The sequence below is a fragment of the Streptomyces sp. 3211.6 genome (assembly GCF_003634815.1).
GTDB classification, from domain to species: Bacteria; Actinomycetota; Actinomycetes; order Streptomycetales; family Streptomycetaceae; genus Streptomyces; species Streptomyces katrae_A.
Map to the genome: position 1 here is coordinate 1 of NZ_RBXC01000001.1, position 18818 is coordinate 18818.

The following is an 18818-nucleotide window of genomic DNA, read 5'->3' on the forward strand; positions in this document are numbered from 1 at the left end:
AGTGGAACGAGGACACCATGTTCCCGGCCCACGCCACCGCCGCGAACCCGGCCGCGGCGGTGTTCAACGGGCAGCTGATCCTCGTGCACCGCGGCTACGGAGCCAGCGACCAGCAGCTGTGGTGGACCACGTTCGACCCCGACAAGGGCTGGTCCGAGGACAAGCGCTTCGATGCCCACTCCAGCGCCGCCGGCCCGGCGCTGGCCGTCTACAAGGGCGAGCTGCACTGCGTCCACCGGGGAGCCGACAACGACACGCACCTGTACCACACCAAGTTCACCGGCTCGGGCTGGACTCGCGACCAGAAGCTCGACGCCATCAAGAGCTCGGTCGGCCCGGCGCTCGCCGTCTACGACGGCCTGCTGCACTGCGTGCACCGCGGTGACGGCCCCAAGACGACCATGTGGCACACCACGTTCAACGGCTCCAGCTGGACCGCCGACACGGAAATGCCCCGCCACAAGACGGCCTCCAACCCCGCGCTGGCCGTCTACAACAACAAACTCCACCTGGTCCACCGCGGGGACGGCTCCAACGTGCACCTGTGGCACGCCACATACACCCGCTTCTCGGGCTGGACCGCCGACACGGAAATGCCCCGCCACAGCAGCCTGGAAGGGCCCGGACTCGCCGTGTTCGACAACAAGCTGTACTGCGTCCACCGCGGCTACGGCAGCAGCGACCAGAACCTGTACTGGGCCACCTACAACGGCAGCTGGACCCAAGACACCAAGTTCCCCGCACACAGCAGCGGCGCCGGCCCCGCCGTAGTCGCCTACCGCGACAAGAACGGCACCAAGGACCAGCTCATGGTCATCCACCGCGGCTACGGCAAGCGCGCCGCCGGCACCGACACCGCCGAAACAGAAGCACGCATCGCCGCCGAGGAAAGCACCGGCTGAACCACCGGCACTCCCGCCGACCGGCCCCCAGGCCAGCCGGCGGGAGCACCACCCCGGAACCGACCCACACACACTTTCAGGCGACCCGCCGATCCGGCGAGGAGCCGTGCCCGGCACCGGCCGGGGTTCCCGACGCGACCGCCCCTCGTCGGCAGCGCATGTCACCTACCTCCGCGGCGAGCTCCACCGCGCCGAACAGGCCCTGGCCGCCGAGCACGCCGGATGAGGCCGTCAGGGTGACGGCAGGCAAGAGTGAATACACTACGTGACCAATTCGGCACTTTACGTGATAGACGAATGGTGATCAGGTGGGGGGTGTCGGATATGCCGGAGGCAACCCCTTGGGGCGGCCCCGAGCGCCGCCCCGCTATAGGCAGGAGCGCCCAGAATGGCCATCGAGGAACAAGCAGCAGAGTCGGAGAGCGCCAGCTTCGTCCTGGGCAGTGACAACGCACAGCCGTTGCCGCAGGACGTCGCGCGCGCTGAGCAGGTCCAGAAGGAACTGGCCGCACGCGGGGTCAATGTGTGGCCCGAGAAGATGTGGTGGGGCTTCGCGCTCCACCTCAACGCGGAGGCCGCCGAGAAGACGGCGGAGCTCGCCGAGGAGATCGGAGGCGTGGCCGGAGGCATCCTGCCGCCTCCCTTCAACCTGATCGTCGAGGCGTACTGCAGGGCGAAGGCCGTATGGATCAAGGCCGTCTCGGGCGGGTACGGGTGCAGGCTGGTCTCGCCGTGGATCGCGCCCGGCATGCTCATCCCGATCTCCAAGAAGCCCAAGGACGACCCGGCCCTGTGGTGGACCGTCCTGGGGACCGGCAGCTGGAGCGAGGACCAGCGGTTCCCCGGACACAACACCGCCGCGAACCCCGCGCTGGGCACCCTCAACGGCAAGCTGGTGTGCGTACACCGGGGCAACACTGACAGCCGCCTGTGGTGGACCATCTACGACCCGGACAAGGGCTGGAGTGACGACCAGCAGCTCCCCCACCACGCCACCGCCTCCGGGCCGGCAGCGGCCGAGTTCAAGAACAGGCTGTACTGCGTCCACCGCGGCGACAGCGACAACAACCTGTGGGTGACCTCCACCGCCGACGGCGTCAACTGGACCCAGGACGCCAAGCTGGGCGGGGGCGGCCGCATGACCTCCGCCGGACCGGCACTGGCCGTGTTCAACAACAGGCTGTACTGCGTCCACAAGGGCAACAGCAGCAACTACAGCCTGTGGGTGACCTCCACCGCCGACGGCACCAACTGGACCGCGGACACCGAGCTCAGGAACCACAAGACCGACTCCAACCCCGCCCTGGCCGTCTACAACGGCCGCCTCTACTGCGTCCACAAGGGCAACGGCGACACCACCATGTGGTGGACCTCCACCGCCGACGGCACCAACTGGACCACTGACCAGCACATCAAAAACGCCGCCACCCGAGAAGGCCCCGCCCTGGCCGTGCACAACGGCGAACTGCACTGCGTCCACCGCGGAGGCGCCGACACCAGCCTCTGGGGACTCTCCTACAACGGCAGCAGGTGGACACAGGACTTCAAATTCCCCGGCCACCACAGCACCCAGGGCCCCGCCCTGATCGCCTACCGCGACAAGAACGGCACCCAGAACCAACTCCTGTGCGTCCACCGCGGCTCCCGCAGCTGAACCCCAAGCCGGCGATGAAGCACACCCCAGCCGTCACCACCAGAGGCCACCAGACCCCTTCCCAGGCACACGGCACCGCCGAGGAAGGCACCGGCTGAACCACCAGCGCTCCCGCCGACCAGCCCTCATCCCGGCCGGCGGGAGCACCCCCGCGGGGGACTCTCACGTCCGAGACGCCACCCGCCCCCGCCCCCGCGCCCGGCCCCCAGGCGCCCCACGGACGGCCCGTAAACCGGACCGGCGGAACAGCTAATCGAGCGCGAGATCGGCGCCGGACGGCCCCCGGGCCGCGTCCACGTCGGGACGTGCTGGGACACCGGCAAACGCTGCGCCCCCGCCACCGCCGACCAGATCCGCGACCTGCTCGCCCAGGGCAGGCCCGCCTGCCCCCAGTGCCGCCCGGACACCGCACTGGGCGTGCTGGAATGACCACCTCGCAGCAGGGTGGAGGAATGAGCCCCGCCCCGCGCATCATCGTCTACCCGCCCGACGCCCAGGGCGGGCGCCGCGTCCGCTGCGACGGCGAAATCCTCGGCCGCGCCCTCAGCCCCGCCGATCTCCTGGAGTTCCTGCGCCGGGCCGGCCTGGATCCCGACAACGTCGACCTGGACGATCCGCTGCTGATCGAGTGGCACGGCGGCGGCCCCACCGTGTGGAGCCCCGAACCCGACGAAGGGTGAGTGCCTGTGTCCGAACCCCGACCAGGGCCCGACTCGTCCCGGCCGTATCGGGTTTTACCTCCGAACCCTGACGGGCATGATCGTTGCACTGCCGGCCGCCCGGCCCAGCAGCCCGCTGACGCCCCCGGGAGGGGACATGGCCACTGGCACTGTGCACTGGTTCAACGACGCCAAGGGGTTCGGATTCATCACCCCAGAGGGTGGTGGTGACGATCTCTTCGCCCACTTCAGCGAGATCCGAACGGAAGGCTTCAAGACCCTGCAGGAAAACCAGAAGGTGGAATTCGAGGTCAAGACGGGCCCCAAGGGCCTCCAGGCCGCCAACATCAAGCCCCTATAACTCTCCGGCGCTGCGCTGCGACCGGCTGGTCGCCGGGGCAGGCGGGAGCCGGTCCATGGTGCAGGCCGTCAGGCTGACTCCATCGCTGCACCGTTGGGCACACTCAGCACCCCGATCCTTGCCTGTTCTGAACCGGAGCTGAGCCGAATCGGTAGCCTGCTGCCGGTCGAGCCAGGGACCAAGGTTGTTCCTGACCAACTTGACAACGATCAAGAAGCCAGCCGCTCGCCTTCGCCGGCCTCCGGGGCTACCCCACGCTCGGCTCAGCGTCTCCTGTGCCTCGGAGGGCCCGATCGCCCAACGGGCACGATGGCCGTTCGGCGAACACTTCCACCCACCGACCTGCGCGTCCTGGCCACCTGAGATGATCCCACCCACTCCCCTCGTCCCCCAAGAAGTGGGTTGGCTCATCTCAAGCGCAGTACAGGCGGGTGCCCACCCGGCACGGACGGGTGATCTCGCCCGGTGCCCCGTGACGCCAGCCGCCCCACCGCCCCACTGTGACTTTAAGCGGTAGGCGGCCAGCTGATCCTCAGCCTTTGCAGGTCACGCGGTGGCGTGGATCTGCAGTTGGCCAGTTCATGGCTCTGTAGTTGGCCATTCGGAGATCGACGCACGGCGCGGGTGCGTCGGTGGCAGGCGCCAGTGTCGACGTGGTCGCCGCGCGCCTTCGGCCCGGCGGGTCGGATCCCACCCTGTGATCGCACACGGGCGCTCCTTCACCAGGGCGCTCTCAGCTGCACCTGAGTGGCTGGTTTCGCTTGTCCGGCCAACTGGCAGCCCCGCGAGCGCCCTCCCCGATACGCTCCTGAACCGAAGATGATCAACGTGAAGGAGCGAAACATGATCGAGCTGCACACCACTCACGGCGTCATCAAGATCGAATTGTTTGCAGCCAAAGCCCCTAAGACGGTCCAAAACTTCCTTGACTATGCCAGGAGGGGGCACTACGACGGCACGATCTTCCACCGGGTGATCAACGGCTTCATGATCCAGGGCGGCGGCTTCGAGCCCGGCATGCAGCAGAAGCCGGTCGGTGCGCCCATCGACAACGAGGCGCACAACGGGCTGCGCAACGATGCCTACACCGTGGCCATGGCCCGTACGAACGACCCGCACTCGGCCACCGCCCAGTTCTTCATCAACGTCAACGACAACGACGTCCTCAATCACTCCTCTCCGACCCCCCAGGGCTGGGGCTACGCCGTCTTCGGCAAGGTCGTCGAAGGACAGGACGTCGTCGACAAGATCAAGACCGTCAAGACGGGCAACGCGGGATTCCATCAGGATGTCCCCCTTGATGACGTAGTCATCGAGAAGGCCGTCATAGTCTGATCCGCCCCCGACCGGGCGCAGCGCGACACCAGCGCCTGGGCCGATACGTGTTCAACATCCACCACAGCGGCTCCGGGCGCGGCCTGCGCCCGCTGCGCGATCTCAATGCGCCCGAGGAAGCCGACGAGGAGGAGTAAGTCGGAGTCAACCTCAGGAAGGCCACCTTCCGCGTCCGCCCGCGGTCCTCGCAGACGGTCCGGTACTACGGTGCGCCGTCATGAAGCTTCGGCCGGCAGAAGCCTCCACACTCAGCGCCGAGGTGACACGGACGTCCGCTGCCCAGGCAGCCGTACATTGGCCCACAGCGAACCCGTCAGGAACGGGCAGTACATCACCTGAAAGTGGACGACAACACCACGGTGGCACAACCGCCGGCGACGTCGTGTGAACATGAGCCAGGCTGTTCAGGCGCTGTGGCGGAGGATCGCCTGCCGCTGCTCGCCACTGCAGGCATCCCCCGGACCGTCTGCGCTGCCAGCCGCTCCCCGGGCCCGAGAGTCAAATACCCCTGCCCCCCGGCGCGGTGGTGGAAGCCGGCCCCGCGCATGTGGCGGTTCGCCACGCCGAGCCGCGCGGTGGAGCCAACCGGGCGGCGGGTTCAGGCCTGTGCCTACAACACGGTTCGCAAGCGGGTGACCTGGCACGCTGCCTTGTCGTTGGGCACTGTATGAAGCGCAGCCTGTTCAACCGCCGCCCTGCCGCCGTGCTGACCGCTCTCGCCGCGCTGCTGCTGCCTGTCGTGGCCGCCGGCCCCGCCGAGGCCATGACCCGCGACGTCCACGTCTCCTACATTTACGAAGACAGTCTGGGAGATGTCACCTACGACATCCGGTTCAACGGCACCGTGAAATCCAACGGCCCGACCGGCTACATCATCGACGGTGACTTCGACGGCTACTGCGCCCCCGGAGCCCTCACCACCCAGTACGCGACACTCGCCTACCACGGCGCCGGAGACGCCTGGGGATACAAGACCCGCAGCTGCGCTGATCTTCCCGAGCACTTCCACTTCACCGGAACCCGCAAGCGCGGCGCGAAAATCGAACTCCAGGTAGGCGCCACCAGCGGCATCGCGAATACATACGGCTACGGCACCAAGATGAGCTACGACATCGACGCCCACTGAACCACCACCCGGGCAATGAGGCTGCCCGGGACCAGTGGCTGCCCCTCACGCCTCAATGTGCCTAAAGGCGAGGAGAGGTGTGTGGGAGGCGGCCGCGCGGCAACATCCCGCCTCAGCGACTTGCGCAGGGCGGCATGAAACAGGGTCTTGCCGGTTCAACTTCTCGGCCGGCCGATGCATGGCGTCGGCGACGCGACGGCACGCTGTCGGGCCCCTGCCCACAGGCACCGGCCCAAGGTCTCATGCGTCGGTTGCGAACACCACGACCTCACCGCCGCTCGCGCGGCCAACCGCGAACTGATGGCCTAGATGAACCGCCACAGCGAAAGACCGCTCCCCACGTAGCCTCCGATCGCACGTCCCCCGGCATCACCAGTCCCGGGGGACGCTTGGTCTCCGGCCTCCCGCCGTCAGGGTGTTCCTACTTCGCCGCGCGTTCCACGGCGATCAGATGATCAACCACGTTCAGGAGCCCTTCGGGGCCCTGAGCCGTTCCAAGATCCGCACGGTACTTCCCGTTGACGACCATCGAGGGAACGCCCGTCACCTCGTAGTTCTTCACCAGCTCCTTGGCCTGCTTGACCTGGCCCATGATGGCGAAGGAGTGAAACACGGCCTGGTACTTGTCCTTGTCGACGCCCTCGGTACGAAGGAAGTCGGCCTGTTCCTCGGGCTTGGTGAGCCTCATGCGCTTGTTCTGCACCGCGTCGAAGACAGCGGCGTGGACCTTGGGCTCGGCCCCCATGGCTTCCAGGGTCAAGAACATCTGCCCATGGACGTCCCACGGGGCCCCGAACATGGCGGGGACCTTCTTGAAGTTCACATCCTTCGGGAGCCTCTCCGCCCACGGATTCACCACCGGCTCGAAGTGGTAGGTGTGCGGGTCGCCGTACCAGAACAGCTGCACCGCTTCGATCTTGCCCGGGACACTCACCGGGACCGGGTTGGAGATCTCGATGTACTCCGTGCCTGCGACCGGCTCACTCATAACCGACTCCATCCATCACGCCACGTGAACACGCATCCCACTGACGCGCTTAACGATCATGGCGTCATCGGCCCACGGTCGCGCGTGACTCGCACCGAAAATGACCGGATCAGGTGGCGAGCAAGCCCCCGTGGCGCGAAGAGCACGCCCTCCCTCTCACTCACCGGGCGCGCCGGCGCGCATCGGTTCGCTCGGTGGTGATTCGACGGACGGAGGGCGTCCCCCGTGGGAGGGATATGACGGCCACGCTCCCGGTAGCCGCCGCCTTCAAAGATCGACAATCCAGACATGACAGAGAACCTCACCCGACGCCGCCTCCTCGGCACCGCAGCTGCGGCGGCCGTCGGCGGCGCACTCCTGACCGTCGAGGCGGGCAGCGCCTTCGCCGCCACCTGGTCGCGCCGCAGCCTGCTTCCCACCATCGGGCAGACCGTCAACCAGAGCATCAACGCGTTCGGCGCCACGCTCACCACGGGGTCCGAGCCGCCGGCCACCGTGAATTTCATTGGCATGATCGTCGTGAAAGTACTCACCGGGGGCGCTGACTACGTGCGCTTGCAGGTGCTCGACTTCCAGGTCGAGGGCGCTCACCCGCGCTACGGAAAGATCACTCTCCGCCTGCCCGATGCCGACGTCTCTCCAGCGAGCACCCTGAGGCTCGGGCCCGGCGGCCTCCTCGCGACGTACCGGCTGCCCTTCGACGCGACCCTCGAACGCGAAGGTCACACGACCGGTCCGTTCACCTACACCACGCTCAACCCGGGAACCTGGCAGGGCACCACGGTGACGTGGCCGCCGCCGCCTCAGGACACGAACGCGGACGGATCCCCCACTGGCGGACACCTGTATGCGGGGCATGCGCCGCTGCCGCTGGGGACGATCGCGCACGACGGCACCCGGACTCCGCTCGCCCAGCTCAAGATGAACATGAACATGGGGGCACTGCTCACGTAGCCCGCCAAGCACGGCCTCAGCGAACATCGGTGCACGCCAAGCCGGTGATCTTGGTCGGTCCGGAGCAGTGATGGGGATGACGCGGTTCTCATACCTTGCGGCGGGACTGTGGGCTGGGCGCGGCTTCGCCTTCGCGCGGTGTGGAGGAACCTGCGGTTCGCCTGCTCGGCACCGCGTCAGCGCAGGTCCCACCACCAGGACACAGCGCGCCAGGGCGGGGGCGTGTGGCAGTCGTGGTCGGGATGGTCGGACGTCGGGGACAGCGTGATCGGGGGGAGGCGGTCGGGCCGTTCGCGGTAGCGCCGGGTGACTTCGTACCAGTCCAGGTGGCCTCGCGTGATCTGCGCGACCTGGCCTGCATAGCGCCCGAGTGGCTCTTTGGCGTTTGCGGTGAGGTCGGCCACAAGGTGTTCAAGTCTGCAGGTGAGCAGGTTGCGCAGTGCGACAGCTTCGTCAACGGCCTGGGGGCGGGGGATGCCTGCTTCGGCGGCGAGGATGTCGAGCAGATGCGCGCTGTGGGGTTCGGAAGTTGGTGAGGACAGGTCGTTGTCGATGCCGGTGATCAGGCCCATGGCGTGGCGGACGGCGGCGGCGCGGGGGTCCTGCCACTGGTGGCTGGTGAGGGTGTAGTCGCCGGTGGTCAGCGGCATGGGGGCGTAGACGGTGCTGGCGTCGTCGAGGTGGCGCCAGGACAGGTAGGCGTCGACGGTCGTGACGGGACGTCCCGGGATGAGGGCGGTGATCCAGGAACGCCAGCCGGCGGCGAGGTAGGACCAGGTCGACTCGGGCATGCTGGCGTGCCAGCGCTCGGCCAGGTCTCGTTGTGCGCCGACGTAGCGGCACGGCTCGGTCACCGGGACCCCGAGGGTGTCGAAGACGCGGTCGGAGGCAGCCAGGCAGGAGCGTACGTGGTCGCCGCTGGTGCCGCGGGCGGTGATGTGGTCGTCGTAGAAGAAGGCCCATACCGAGTACTGGGTGATCAGCTGCAGTGCGGTGGCGTCCACGGCATCGGGAAAGGCGCGGCACATGCCGTAGCCGCTGGTGGTGTTGGAGTACAGCTTGGGTGGCTCCGGAAGTTCTTGGGAGCCGTACCAGGCGACGGCTTCGGCCTCGATGTCCTTCCAGTCGGTGGCGGTGTACTGTCCTGCGGGCCACGGGCAGTACACCGGCATTTCACGGGGGTAGGCGTCGGCAGACGGCACAGGGTTTCCCTCCTCATGGACATGGTGGTTCAAAGGAGAATCAGTGATCGCTACGGTTCTCTGCGCCGTCCGCGGGTCTCCGTTCCGGGCCGCGAGGGTGATGGGGCGGCGCGCTCATGCTTGGCGTTCGTCCGGTTCCTGGCGGGCCGGCGCTGGCGGCAAGGCCCTGCTGGTGGTGTCTGCAGAGGGATAGAACTGTGCCGCCCAGCGCCGGTACGCCCCGATGGGCCCGTCGCCCTTGGCCAGCCGAGGGTGCTCGATGTAGATCTTGTTCTCCCAGACGGCGAAGTCCGCCGCGGCCTCACGGCCCAACACCGGAGCGGCGAGGCCGGTCAGCAGACGTGACAGCGGGGCCCGCAGTCTCCCCAGACTGCGGGGAGCGAGCAGACTCATCGTCCAGCGGTAGTGGATGTGCGTCGGGTCAACCGCGGTGGGGAGCTGGAGACTGCGCCCGCGAATACCGAGGCGAGGCGCGTCGAACTCCAGTGAGAAGTAGCCGAGTCCGTGAACGTCTGCCCTGATGTCGAACCGTACGGGACCGGTGAGGGGGAGGTAGGTCTTCTCCACGGCCAGGTGGTACCTCATCCGATGGCCGTCGAACTCGACCGGGCTTACTTCGCTGGCGTGTGAGAAGCCATGGAGGTAGGTCAGGTGGCCGATATCCATGAGGTTCTCGACGATTTCCTGGGGGTGATCGGTGAGGGGCACGGTGCGCTCCACCGGCGCAGGGAGGTCGTCGGGGAGCCTGGGGATCTGCCACTGCGGGGGCAGGTCATCGGGGTGGTGCCACACGAGGATGACGCCGTTGACCTCGCTGACGTGCCGTACCGTCAGCCGGGCCTGGGGAGGGGGTGTGTCGTATCCGGTACGGACACACCGGCCGCCTGTGTCGTAGGCGAAGCCGTGGAACGGGCACACGATGGTCTCGCCGTCCACACGGCCCCCGTAGCCGAGGTGTGCGCCCAGGTGCGGGCAGTAGGGGTCCACGGCGCGCGCCGCACCGCTTTGGGTGCGGTAGAGGACAACGTCGTCGTCCATGAAGCGGACACGGCGGACTTGCCCGCGCCGCACCTCCCTGCTGAAGGCCAGGGCGAACCATCCGTGCGGATATGGGCGTCTGGGCTGCATCGCACTGCGCGGCGGGTTCTGCACCTTCTTCAACCTTGGTCCCCTGGTCTCTCGAGCGGCTGTGGCTGGAGGGCTTGGTTGCTGTGCCGGCTCGGCCTGCTGAGCGAGGGACGGGCTCGGTCACGGGGCGGTTGTGTACGTGCCGGCATGGCGCTGAGGCCAACGCCCAAGTCGTCACCGGTCGCGATCGGCGACCAGGCGAGCCAGCATCCTGAGGTCGGCGGCGGCACCAGGCTCCGGCTCGGCGGCCCGGAGATGGTGCAGAGCCGTCTCGATGTGACGGTGCGCCTCGGACATTGCCCAGGCGCGGCCGCCGGCCTCCTCCACCAGGACTGCGGCCTGCTCCAACTGGCGCTGAGACAGAGAGCCGGGCGTGGCGTAGAGGCGGGCCAGGGCCTGACCGGCAGCGTTGCCGGAAGCGAGAGAGTGGGCGACCGGAAGGGACTTCTTCCGCGCGGACAGGTCCGCCCACCGCGGCTTACCCGTGGCCTCGGGGTCACCCCAGATTCCCAGCAGGTCGTCCGTCAACTGGAATGCCGCCCCCAGATGGCTACCGAAGGCCCCCAGTAGTTCGATACGTGCGTCATCCGCGCCTCCGGCCAAAGCCCCCAACTCACATGTGGCCGCGATCAGCGCACCGGTTTTCGCCTGAGCCATGGCCTGCGCTTCACCTCTCGGCACTGCCGGCCGGTCCTGGAAAGTGACGTCCGCGTACTCGCCGTCGATCAGATCCTGCACCGCCTCGTTCAAGCGCGTGAGCCCCGCGGCGGCCAAGGGGCCGCCCGCCTCGAGAAGAACCTGCGTGGCCAGGAAGAACAGCGCATCCCCCGCCAGGATCGCCGCCGGCACGCCGAACACGGTCCACAAAGCAGGTCTGCCCCGGCGCAACCGGTCCCCGTCTATGACGTCGTCATGGAGCAGGGAGGCATTGTGCACCAGCTCGACCGCCACCGCCGCGGGCACCGCCCGCTCGGCTTCACCGCCCACGGCCTGGCAGGACAGCAGAGCCAAAGCGGCACGCATCCCTTTTCCCTCCACCGCAGTCAGCGCGGCACCGCCCTGGTCCCACCACCCGAAATGGCATCCGGCAAGGTGGCGCATAGCACCCGGCAGCCGCTCCACAGCCGTACGAAGGGACCTACCGATCAGCAAACGGACCCGCGAGCCGATCACCTCAGAATCACGCTGAGACACCACGGGTGGAACGACAGGCGCATCCACGTATCCAGCTCCCCCTCGAATCCAGTTCTTCATCGCTGGCCGGACCCCCGCCCTGCCCCCTTCCGCACTCCGCGTCCGGCGCTCACCGACATCTCACCGCCCACAGCCCCTGAGCACAACCAGGCCTAATCGGCCCACGGACACCCACCGATGCACCACATATGTCACGTCCCGACTCGCCGCCCTCGGAGTAACGCCCGCGCGGACCCCACGGGCCCGTACGGCGGCCGCGACGTCGGATGCGACGTCCACGATCCGGCGGGGCGCCGAGGCGTTCCACAAGGGCGTACAGGCCCTCTCCCAGTACCTCAAACGGGAAGGCGGTGGACTCCCCGGACGGGCGCACGTCGAGCAGCTCCCCGACGGAACCGAGCACCGCACCGGAGTATGGATCGTCAACCAGAAACAGCGCCGTGACCGGCTTCACCCCGACCAGCTCGCCGCCCTCGCCGCCCTCGGGGTGGAGAGGGCGCAGTAGCCCACCCCCGCCCGGGAGTGGGCACCCCACCGGCCCTCCCGGGCCAGGCCCAGAAGTGAGCTGGCCAGTTGTCCCCTGCGGCGGGGGCCGCCTCCGGACCGGTGGTGGCCCCCGCCGCTGTGGGATCCGGCTGACCCCTCAGGGACACGAAGTGGGGCCGGCACCATCCGTGCCGGCCCCATGCAATCGGTCCGTCCGCCTGCTTCGGCCCGTCGCCCGCCGGTCAGAGAACCTGAAGGCGTGCGCCTCTGCGACGGCGATCGCCGAGGCTGATAACGGGTGCGGTTCGGCGCGGGGCCGGGTCGGCTGCCACATCAGGTGCGAGGGAGCGCATGAGGACGGGGTGCAGTCCGAGGTCTTCGGCGGCCTGGAGCAGGGACGGCGGCTCGCCGTACTTGCGGCCGAGCATGGCGCGGACGAGGGTGGGCTGCTCGGGGTGCACGGCGACGGGTTCGTTTGTCCGCCAGCCGCGGGCGGCGAGTTGCTTGTAGAGGCTCTCCCGGCGGGCTTGGTCGATGTGGCCGAGGTCGTGAGCGCGGTTGATCAGGGCTTGGATGGAGATGCCCCAGCGCCGCTTAAGTACGGCGAATTCGCGGAGCATCAGCGGGCCGCTGAACGCCTCGTCTGCCCGTTCGCGGGGAAGCAGGAACGCTCCTGCGAAGCGAAGCGCCTCGGTTTCCGCCTGCTTGGGGTCCAGGCCGGCTCGGCGGTGGGGGTGGAGGACGAGGTGCCCCAGTTCGTGGGCGGTGGTGAACCTCTGCCGGTCCCCGCTTCCGGCGGAGAAGTAGCTGATCATCGAGGGTCCCGTGGTGCCCTTCCAGCAGGAGACGCCGGAGTGCCCCACGACGGCTTCCTCTCCGGCGCCGTCGGAGTCGAGGAGCACGATGGGGACCACGGGGATGCCGGCGCGTTCGCAGGCGCGGATGACGTGGCCGATCACTCCGTCCGCCGCGATGCCGAGAGCGGCGCGGGTCTGGTCCGCAAGATCCTCGATGTCATCGCCGGTGAGGGTGCCCTCGGCCACGGGCAGGGTGGTGCGGCGGATCTTGGTCTCGTCCATGAGGCGTACGGCGACCCGGTACGCCTCCCTGACCGTCGCCTCCACCCGCGCGACCTCCTTGGCCGATGCGCTGGCCTTCTTGCGGAAGGCCAGCGTGTCGGCGGGTAGATCAGCCGGGTCCACGTCGAAGAACGACATGGGGGTGCCGGTCGCCGCAGCGATGCGCGTTAGCACGTCGTCGCTGACCGGCTTGAGGCCCTTCTGGATCTGGGAGATCAGCGGCTGCGAGACGCCAGCAGCTTGCGCGAGTTCCCCTTGAGTGAGGCCCATAAGGGCCCTCAGGGTCCGAATGCGCTCAGCTGGATCACGCACCACGTCCTTCACCCTCTTCGCGCACGTCCTCGTCGAACTCGAAGGGCAGTGTGAAGCCCTCGTCGTCCGGAATGAACTCCCAGTCGGTGAACGACTCAGTGTTGCGGGGGAGCTCGTAGTACAGGTCAAACTTCGCGGCCCGGCCCGGCTTCCATTCCCCTATCGGGCGAACGATCCGAACCGAGATTTCCCCGCCCTCCTCGGGCGGCGAGAGCCAGACCGCGATGAGGTTGCTGCCGGCAACCCCAAGTAGATCAAGCTTTCGATTCTCATAGTAGGTGATCCGGGCCTGGTTCCCACCAGGGGCGGGGACCATCTCGTACGGGGTGGCATGCAGGACCCGGATGGTCATCATGTCGTGGCGCAGGTGCAGCCGACCGCTGGACGTCTCGATGGGCGTCCAACCGCCGAGGTCGAGCCCGTCCGCGTGGCGACGCTCGATGAAGCCGCGGGTGTGGTCGCGCACGAGGTCGGTGCGGCCTTTGGTGTAGCCGTAGCCGGTCAGGCCCGAGTCGTCGTAGTGACCGTGGGCGGCGATGTAGCCGTGGACGAGTGCTTCGTAGAGGGGCGCGGCCAGACCTTCAGTGGCCCGCGTGATGTATGACGCGTCCTCAGGTGTGAGCATGGCGGTTATTTTATAACCGCGAATTCCACACCCACAACGACTTCGGAGTACAAGAAGGGCCGCCACCCTGCCGGGTGACGACCCTTCACGCGCGGCCGCGTCGCGCTACGGGGCAGGGGTGAACTCCACGTCCGTGCCACCGCAGCCGGCCGCGATGTCCAGCAGCCGGTCCCGCTCCGCCTCATCCGCCGCCAGGCCCCACCGCAGCTTCGTCGCGGTCCACTCCGCGCCGTACCTGCACAGCGCATCCGGCGATGGCGGCAGCCACTGGGCCGGGTCCTGGTCCGCCTTGCTGCGGTTCGAGCGGGCCGTGACCGCCACCAGCGAGGACGGCTGGCCCTGGTCGTTCGCGTACGCCTCTCGCCGTGCAGCCGTCCACGCGGACGCCCCAGAGTCCCACGCCTCCGCGAGCGGGACCATGTGGGTCAATATCGAACTGGCGTGAGTCTGTGGTCTGTACACCGTCGTAGTAAGACGACCACAGGCCACCGGTCAGGGTGCAGCCCGGCCCGATCTCGGGGTAGACGACCGCCTCGGCCAGCAGGACCTCCTGGCGGGTGTTGCAGCCGTCGGCGGGCAGGTCACCGGCGTTCCAGTGCTTGAACGACGTGCGCTGGTAGCCGGTCCGGTCCTCGAGCGCGACCGGCAGCGCGCTGACCGCGACGCCGATCGGGAGGACCTGCGCCACCCCGCTGACTGCGGCCGGCTTCTCGGCGGCGTGTGCGGACGTGACAGGCAGGGACAGGGCGAGGGCAGCGGCGGCCGCGGTGGCGGCCCGCACGAACGTGATCACCACGCGGCGGTTCTACCGCCTCCCGCCGCCCCGGGGACAGACCTCGACCAGGCAGTTCACCCCTGCGGGGCGGCTGATTCACTGCCGAAACGACACTGCCCGCCCACCAGCCCCACCACGGCGTACACCCCGCCCGGACGCGGAGTGCACCAGGCCGGGACTGCCGCAGCCCCGGGCCGGTCTCTGCAGCGGGCGCCGGGGGCGGGTCAGCCGTAGTACGCCCAGCCTCCGAAGCGGGCCAGGAGCGCCTCGGTGTCGTCGACGTTCAACCCGAGCGCGGCCGCGACCTCCTCGGGGTCCTGGCTGCGCGCGTCGTGGGCTGGCCAGTGCGCTGTGCGCTGGGCGATGAGTTCGAGGGAGCGGGCGGCTTTGAGGGCGGCGGCGGGTGAGTTTTGGGCGAGGTTTTCGATCGCGTCGGCGATGGTGTCAAGGAGGGTTTCTAGCTCGGCGGGCAGGGCGATGGTGGTGGCGCCGACGGCGGTGATGTGGCCGTCCCACTCCTTTTCGCACTGCGCGGCCATCACCAGGCCGCTCTCGCGGAACGGAAGGTCCCCCAGGGCGGCCCAGTCGACGGTGTGCCGGGTGCCGGTCCAGCCGCAGGAGCACTCGGCCCGCAGCACATCCGCCTTCGGCCGCGGGGAGTACGGGCCGTCGCCGTCGTAGACGCTCCAGTGCCTGACCTTCGAGCTGAACCCGCCGGAGTTGGAGTCGAAGTACACCGGCTCCGGGACCGTCCCGTCCGCAAGGAGCACGCCGACACGGCCTTCGTGCGACGTCCCGTACTCATCGGACGTCCACGTCTCGTCCTTCGCCACAGACACCTCCAGTACTCCCGCAGGCCGCGGTCACAGCCCACTGGGAACGACCATCTCGCATCCGCTGCATGTGCGGGCGAGAACCGGCTGAATCGACCACTTCCTCGTGCGGTCCGGGCGACGTCCGGGACGTCGCGGCGGCCCCGCGCTGCGGTGATCCGAAGCTGGTCCAGGGGCGGGGTCGGCTGCGGTCAGGTGTTCGGCGGCCTTGGCGGGCCGGGGCCGCCCGGAGCGGGAGCGTCCGCCCCGCCCGTGCGTGGCCGGTCCGTCTGCGTCGAGAGGCCGCGCACGAAGGACTGCGGCCGGTGGGGAGAGGTGGGGTGGGCCGGTGCTCAGGGCTGGGTTTCGGGGGTTTGATCAGTTCTGAGCAGTTTGTATGTTCGGCTTGATGCTTTATCGGCTCACCTTGCTGCACCTGCTGGTTTCTCGCGTTGACCGGCAGGTGGCTGTCGTCGCACCGATTAGGGTCGCGATTCGGAGGCCCCCTGACCGGCCGTCAAACCAGGGGCAGGGGCTCTCCTTCAACCGACTCGAACAAGGGAGCGCCATGTCCGTTATCCGAGGTTCTGCCGAGCCCATCATGGCCCTGAGCAGCGGTTTCGACCGTAACATGCCCCCTATTGGGGTGGCCCAGTCCTGCGGGGCTGTCGACAAGTGTGTCAACGTGTAATTGGTGCCGTTTCTGGCCGTCGTTTTCGTGGGCGTGATTCTCGTTCTCGCCCCTGCGCAGGTTTCGTCCCTGCTTCTTGTCCTGCCGGCTCTGCTGGCCTGTGCGCGGCGTTCTTCCTGGTCGGTGCGGTCCAGGCTGGTGTGGAGTGGTGTCGGCCCGGTGCCGGTGGCCACGGGCTGAGGCTGCGCTGCGGCCCGCTCGTCGCGGCGCGCGCCGGGACGAGTGGGCCGTTTCTTCCTCCCCTCGGGGGCATTGCGCCTCGGGGCGTGTCGTGACGAAACCGGGGTGGCGCGGCGATTCGCCACCCCCTCTCATGCCTGTGAAGGACTGGTATGTCGCAGTTGGTGGCGCCGCGGATCGAATGCGCGCACTGCAAGGAGAAGTTCTTCCGTCCCCGGCCGACGGGCCGGCCTCCGCAGTACTGCGGGAAGGAATGCCGGGCGGCCGCCTACCGGGCGCGGCAGGCGTCGGTCCTGCGGTATTCGCAGCGGCACGACGCGGATGTGGTGCGGCTCGCGCAGTCGGTGTCGGGCCGGGCGGGCGCGGCTCTGCATCGCGCCCGGCTGCCTGCGCCCTCGCGGCCGCTGGAGCTGGTGGAGGAGGTCGTGCGGCTGCAGCGGGACCTGGAGGAGCTCAAGGCGGTCGCGGTGCGGCAGGCCGCCGAGTACGGAGCCGGATGGTCGGACATCGCGGCCGTGCTGGCCATGTCCCCCTCGCACGCGCGCGTGAAGTTCAGCGACGAAAACGTCGCCAAGACTCTCGAGTGGCGGGCCGCGCGCGGCTCGGCCCCCGGCCCCCGCCCGCCGCGCGTGCCGTCACGGCGGCCGGCTTCCCCCTCCGCCGCGCCGCAGGAGGGGCAGGGGCCTTCCAGTCCGGCGCTGCCCGGCCATCCCGGCTACCAGCTCACCACCGCCCTGTCCCACCTGCAGCGGTCTTCCGGGCACACGCAGCGCTGGCTGGCGGCTGAAGTCGGGGTGTCGCCGTCGTTACTGTCCCGGATCCTGCTCGGCAGGCGGAACCCGAAGTGGGAGGTGGTCAAGGCGGTGGCCGCGCTGTGCGGCGCCGACCCCGACGACCTCAGGCCCCTGTGGGAGAAGGCCCTGGGGATCCCGCCCGTTCAGTTGCCGGGCCCGGAGGACTTCTTGCAGGCAGCCGCCGCGCTGAAGGCCTCCCTGCGCGGGATGTGGATCGCGGCCGGCGCGCCGCTGCCGCATGCGCTCTGCTCCAACCACCCGCTACTGGCCCCGGGCCGGGTGAGGCGTGCGCTGGTGACCGGCCGGCCCGAGGAAGAGCTGGCCGACTGGCCGTTCGTGGCCGCCCTGGCCACAGCCCTGCGCGGACAGCCGGAAGACCTCCACCCCTTGTGGCAGCGGATGCAGGTCGCATCCGCGCTCCTCACCCCCGCCGGCCCCCAGGCGCACGACGGCGCCGGCGCGGCACCGGCACCGGTCCCGCACCCGCGTGCGGGCAGCCCGTCCCACACGACCGCACCGGGGCACTCGAGCACTGGCCCACATGGAAGCAGTCCGAGAGACGGCTTTACGCCCCGGGCGCGCCCGTCCACGAGGCCCGGCGGCGCCAGGAGCACCGGTGCCGACGCGGTACGCCGGCGACTGGAGATCCTGGAAGTCCTGCGCGCCTGCGACGCGCCTGTCGGGCTGACCACGCTCGCCCGGTCCTGCGGGCTTCCCGTCCCCCAGGCCGCCGAGGTCCTCTCATGGCTGCGCGAACACCACTTCACCCAGGGCAAGGACGGCGGCCACACCGCCGGCCCCGTCCTGCAGGCCGTCGCCGAAGGCCGCGACGTCACACAGGACTACCTCGAAAGCCTCAGCCGGCAGCTCCTCGGCGCGATCTACATCGGCACCTACATCGACGGGGAGATCCACGTCTCCCACGAAGCAGCCGAGCCCGGCATCCCCACCGTCCACCAGTGGGTCGACTTCCGCGAAAGCGCCCACGCCAGCGCCGTCGGCAAAGCCACCCTCGCCCAACTCGACCGCGAAGCCCGCCTGGACCACCTCTCCCGCCACCAGCCCGAACCCCTGACCCCGCACACCATCACCAACCCCGACAGCCTTTTCCGCTCCCTCGACCTCACCCCCGTCCAATACGACCTCACCGAGTACTCCGACCAAACCATCTGCGCCGCCAACCCCCTCACCCTGCCCGGCCAGACCACCTGCATCGCCGTGGCGCTCCCCGCCACCGAACGCCGACGCCTCAACCAGGCCACCACCCCCCTCAAAGCCCCATCAACCACCATGGCCCTGTCCCTCATGCTCGCCCTGAACACCCCCCACCCCCGACAGCCGAGGTAGAGCACCCCGCACACCCGAGCACCAGGGCAGCCCCCGCCGGATCACGGGGTCCTCTCCGAACCAGGGACACACCCTCCGCCCCGAAATTGTGGCCATTCGAAGCGCAGTGGGGGCGAAAGACCCCGCCCCAGCGGACAGCTTCGCCCGGCGTCCCGCCCGCCGGCACAGTGGTGATCGGGTGTCGAACGTGGGGCTGCGCCCAGAGCTCGCAGGC

Annotated in this window: 15 protein-coding genes and 2 pseudogenes; 9 read left to right on the plus strand and 8 right to left on the minus strand. The window is 68.9% G+C overall.

Annotation, left to right across the window (positions count from 1 at the left end):
• From BX286_RS36225 to BX286_RS00035, 7 genes are all read left to right on the plus strand, one after another.
• Nucleotides 1-902, plus strand: a 902-nt coding sequence (locus BX286_RS36225; RefSeq protein WP_222842043.1) for a hypothetical protein, incomplete at its 5' end; no start/stop codon positions are given.
• Between the two features lie 388 nt (nt 903-1290).
• Complete coding sequence (locus BX286_RS00010) at nt 1291-2556, plus strand: hypothetical protein (protein WP_121014232.1); 1266 nt, start codon at nt 1291-1293, stop codon at nt 2554-2556.
• Nucleotides 2557-2820: 264 nt separating this feature from the next.
• Nucleotides 2821-2985 (plus strand): DUF6233 domain-containing protein, encoded by a 165-nt coding sequence (locus BX286_RS36950; protein ID WP_398898868.1) that lies wholly within the window; start codon nt 2821-2823, stop codon nt 2983-2985.
• Between the two features lie 23 nt (nt 2986-3008).
• Nucleotides 3009-3236, plus strand: coding sequence for a hypothetical protein (locus BX286_RS00020; protein ID WP_121014233.1), 228 nt, complete (start codon nt 3009-3011; stop codon nt 3234-3236).
• 136 nt (nt 3237-3372) lie between these two features.
• Nucleotides 3373-3576: a cold-shock protein gene (locus BX286_RS00025; protein ID WP_121014234.1), complete on the plus strand. Its 204-nt coding sequence runs from the start codon at nt 3373-3375 to the stop codon at nt 3574-3576.
• Between the two features lie 843 nt (nt 3577-4419).
• Nucleotides 4420-4911: a peptidylprolyl isomerase gene (locus BX286_RS00030; protein WP_121017460.1), complete on the plus strand. Its 492-nt coding sequence runs from the start codon at nt 4420-4422 to the stop codon at nt 4909-4911.
• A gap of 667 nt (nt 4912-5578) precedes the next feature.
• The gene (locus tag BX286_RS00035; protein WP_121014235.1) at nt 5579-6037 is read left to right on the plus strand and encodes a hypothetical protein; all 459 of its coding nucleotides are present in this window, start codon (nt 5579-5581) and stop codon (nt 6035-6037) included.
• A gap of 421 nt (nt 6038-6458) precedes the next feature.
• Here BX286_RS00035 and BX286_RS00040 read toward each other — a convergent pair.
• Nucleotides 6459-7022: pseudogene (locus BX286_RS00040) on the minus strand (thiol:disulfide interchange protein DsbA/DsbL); the annotation flags it as partial.
• Nucleotides 7023-7313: 291 nt separating this feature from the next.
• Here BX286_RS00040 and BX286_RS00045 point away from each other — a divergent pair.
• Nucleotides 7314-7979: a hypothetical protein gene (locus BX286_RS00045; RefSeq protein WP_121014237.1), complete on the plus strand. Its 666-nt coding sequence runs from the start codon at nt 7314-7316 to the stop codon at nt 7977-7979.
• A gap of 176 nt (nt 7980-8155) precedes the next feature.
• Here BX286_RS00045 and BX286_RS00050 read toward each other — a convergent pair whose 3' ends face one another.
• The 7 genes and pseudogenes from BX286_RS00050 to BX286_RS00080 form a co-directional block, all read right to left on the minus strand.
• On the minus strand, nt 8156-9181 hold the full coding sequence (locus tag BX286_RS00050; RefSeq protein WP_148710226.1) for a terpene synthase family protein: 1026 nt from the start codon (nt 9179-9181) through the stop codon (nt 8156-8158).
• Nucleotides 9182-9295: 114 nt separating this feature from the next.
• Nucleotides 9296-10309 (minus strand): Rieske 2Fe-2S domain-containing protein, encoded by a 1014-nt coding sequence (locus tag BX286_RS00055; RefSeq protein WP_121014239.1) that lies wholly within the window; start codon nt 10307-10309, stop codon nt 9296-9298.
• A gap of 174 nt (nt 10310-10483) precedes the next feature.
• Nucleotides 10484-11410 (minus strand): polyprenyl synthetase family protein, encoded by a 927-nt coding sequence (locus tag BX286_RS00060; RefSeq protein ID WP_261993272.1) that lies wholly within the window; start codon nt 11408-11410, stop codon nt 10484-10486.
• A gap of 821 nt (nt 11411-12231) precedes the next feature.
• Nucleotides 12232-13392 carry an XRE family transcriptional regulator gene (locus BX286_RS00065; protein ID WP_315974676.1) on the minus strand — a complete coding sequence of 387 codons (1161 nt, stop codon included), beginning with the start codon at nt 13390-13392 and terminating at the stop codon, nt 12232-12234.
• Nucleotides 13373-14005 (minus strand): hypothetical protein, encoded by a 633-nt coding sequence (locus BX286_RS00070; protein WP_121014242.1) that lies wholly within the window; start codon nt 14003-14005, stop codon nt 13373-13375. The genes BX286_RS00065 and BX286_RS00070 overlap by 20 nt, the downstream gene beginning before the upstream one ends.
• Nucleotides 14006-14110: 105 nt before the next feature.
• A pseudogene (locus tag BX286_RS00075) lies at nt 14111-14801 on the minus strand (HNH endonuclease family protein).
• Nucleotides 14802-15004: 203 nt separating this feature from the next.
• Nucleotides 15005-15619, minus strand: a complete 615-nt coding sequence (locus BX286_RS00080; RefSeq protein ID WP_261993274.1) for a hypothetical protein — start codon at nt 15617-15619, stop codon at nt 15005-15007.
• A gap of 996 nt (nt 15620-16615) precedes the next feature.
• Here BX286_RS00080 and BX286_RS00090 point away from each other — a divergent pair.
• The gene (locus BX286_RS00090; protein WP_100864412.1) at nt 16616-18604 is read left to right on the plus strand and encodes a helix-turn-helix domain-containing protein; all 1989 of its coding nucleotides are present in this window, start codon (nt 16616-16618) and stop codon (nt 18602-18604) included.
• Nucleotides 18605-18818 lie beyond the last annotated feature (214 nt).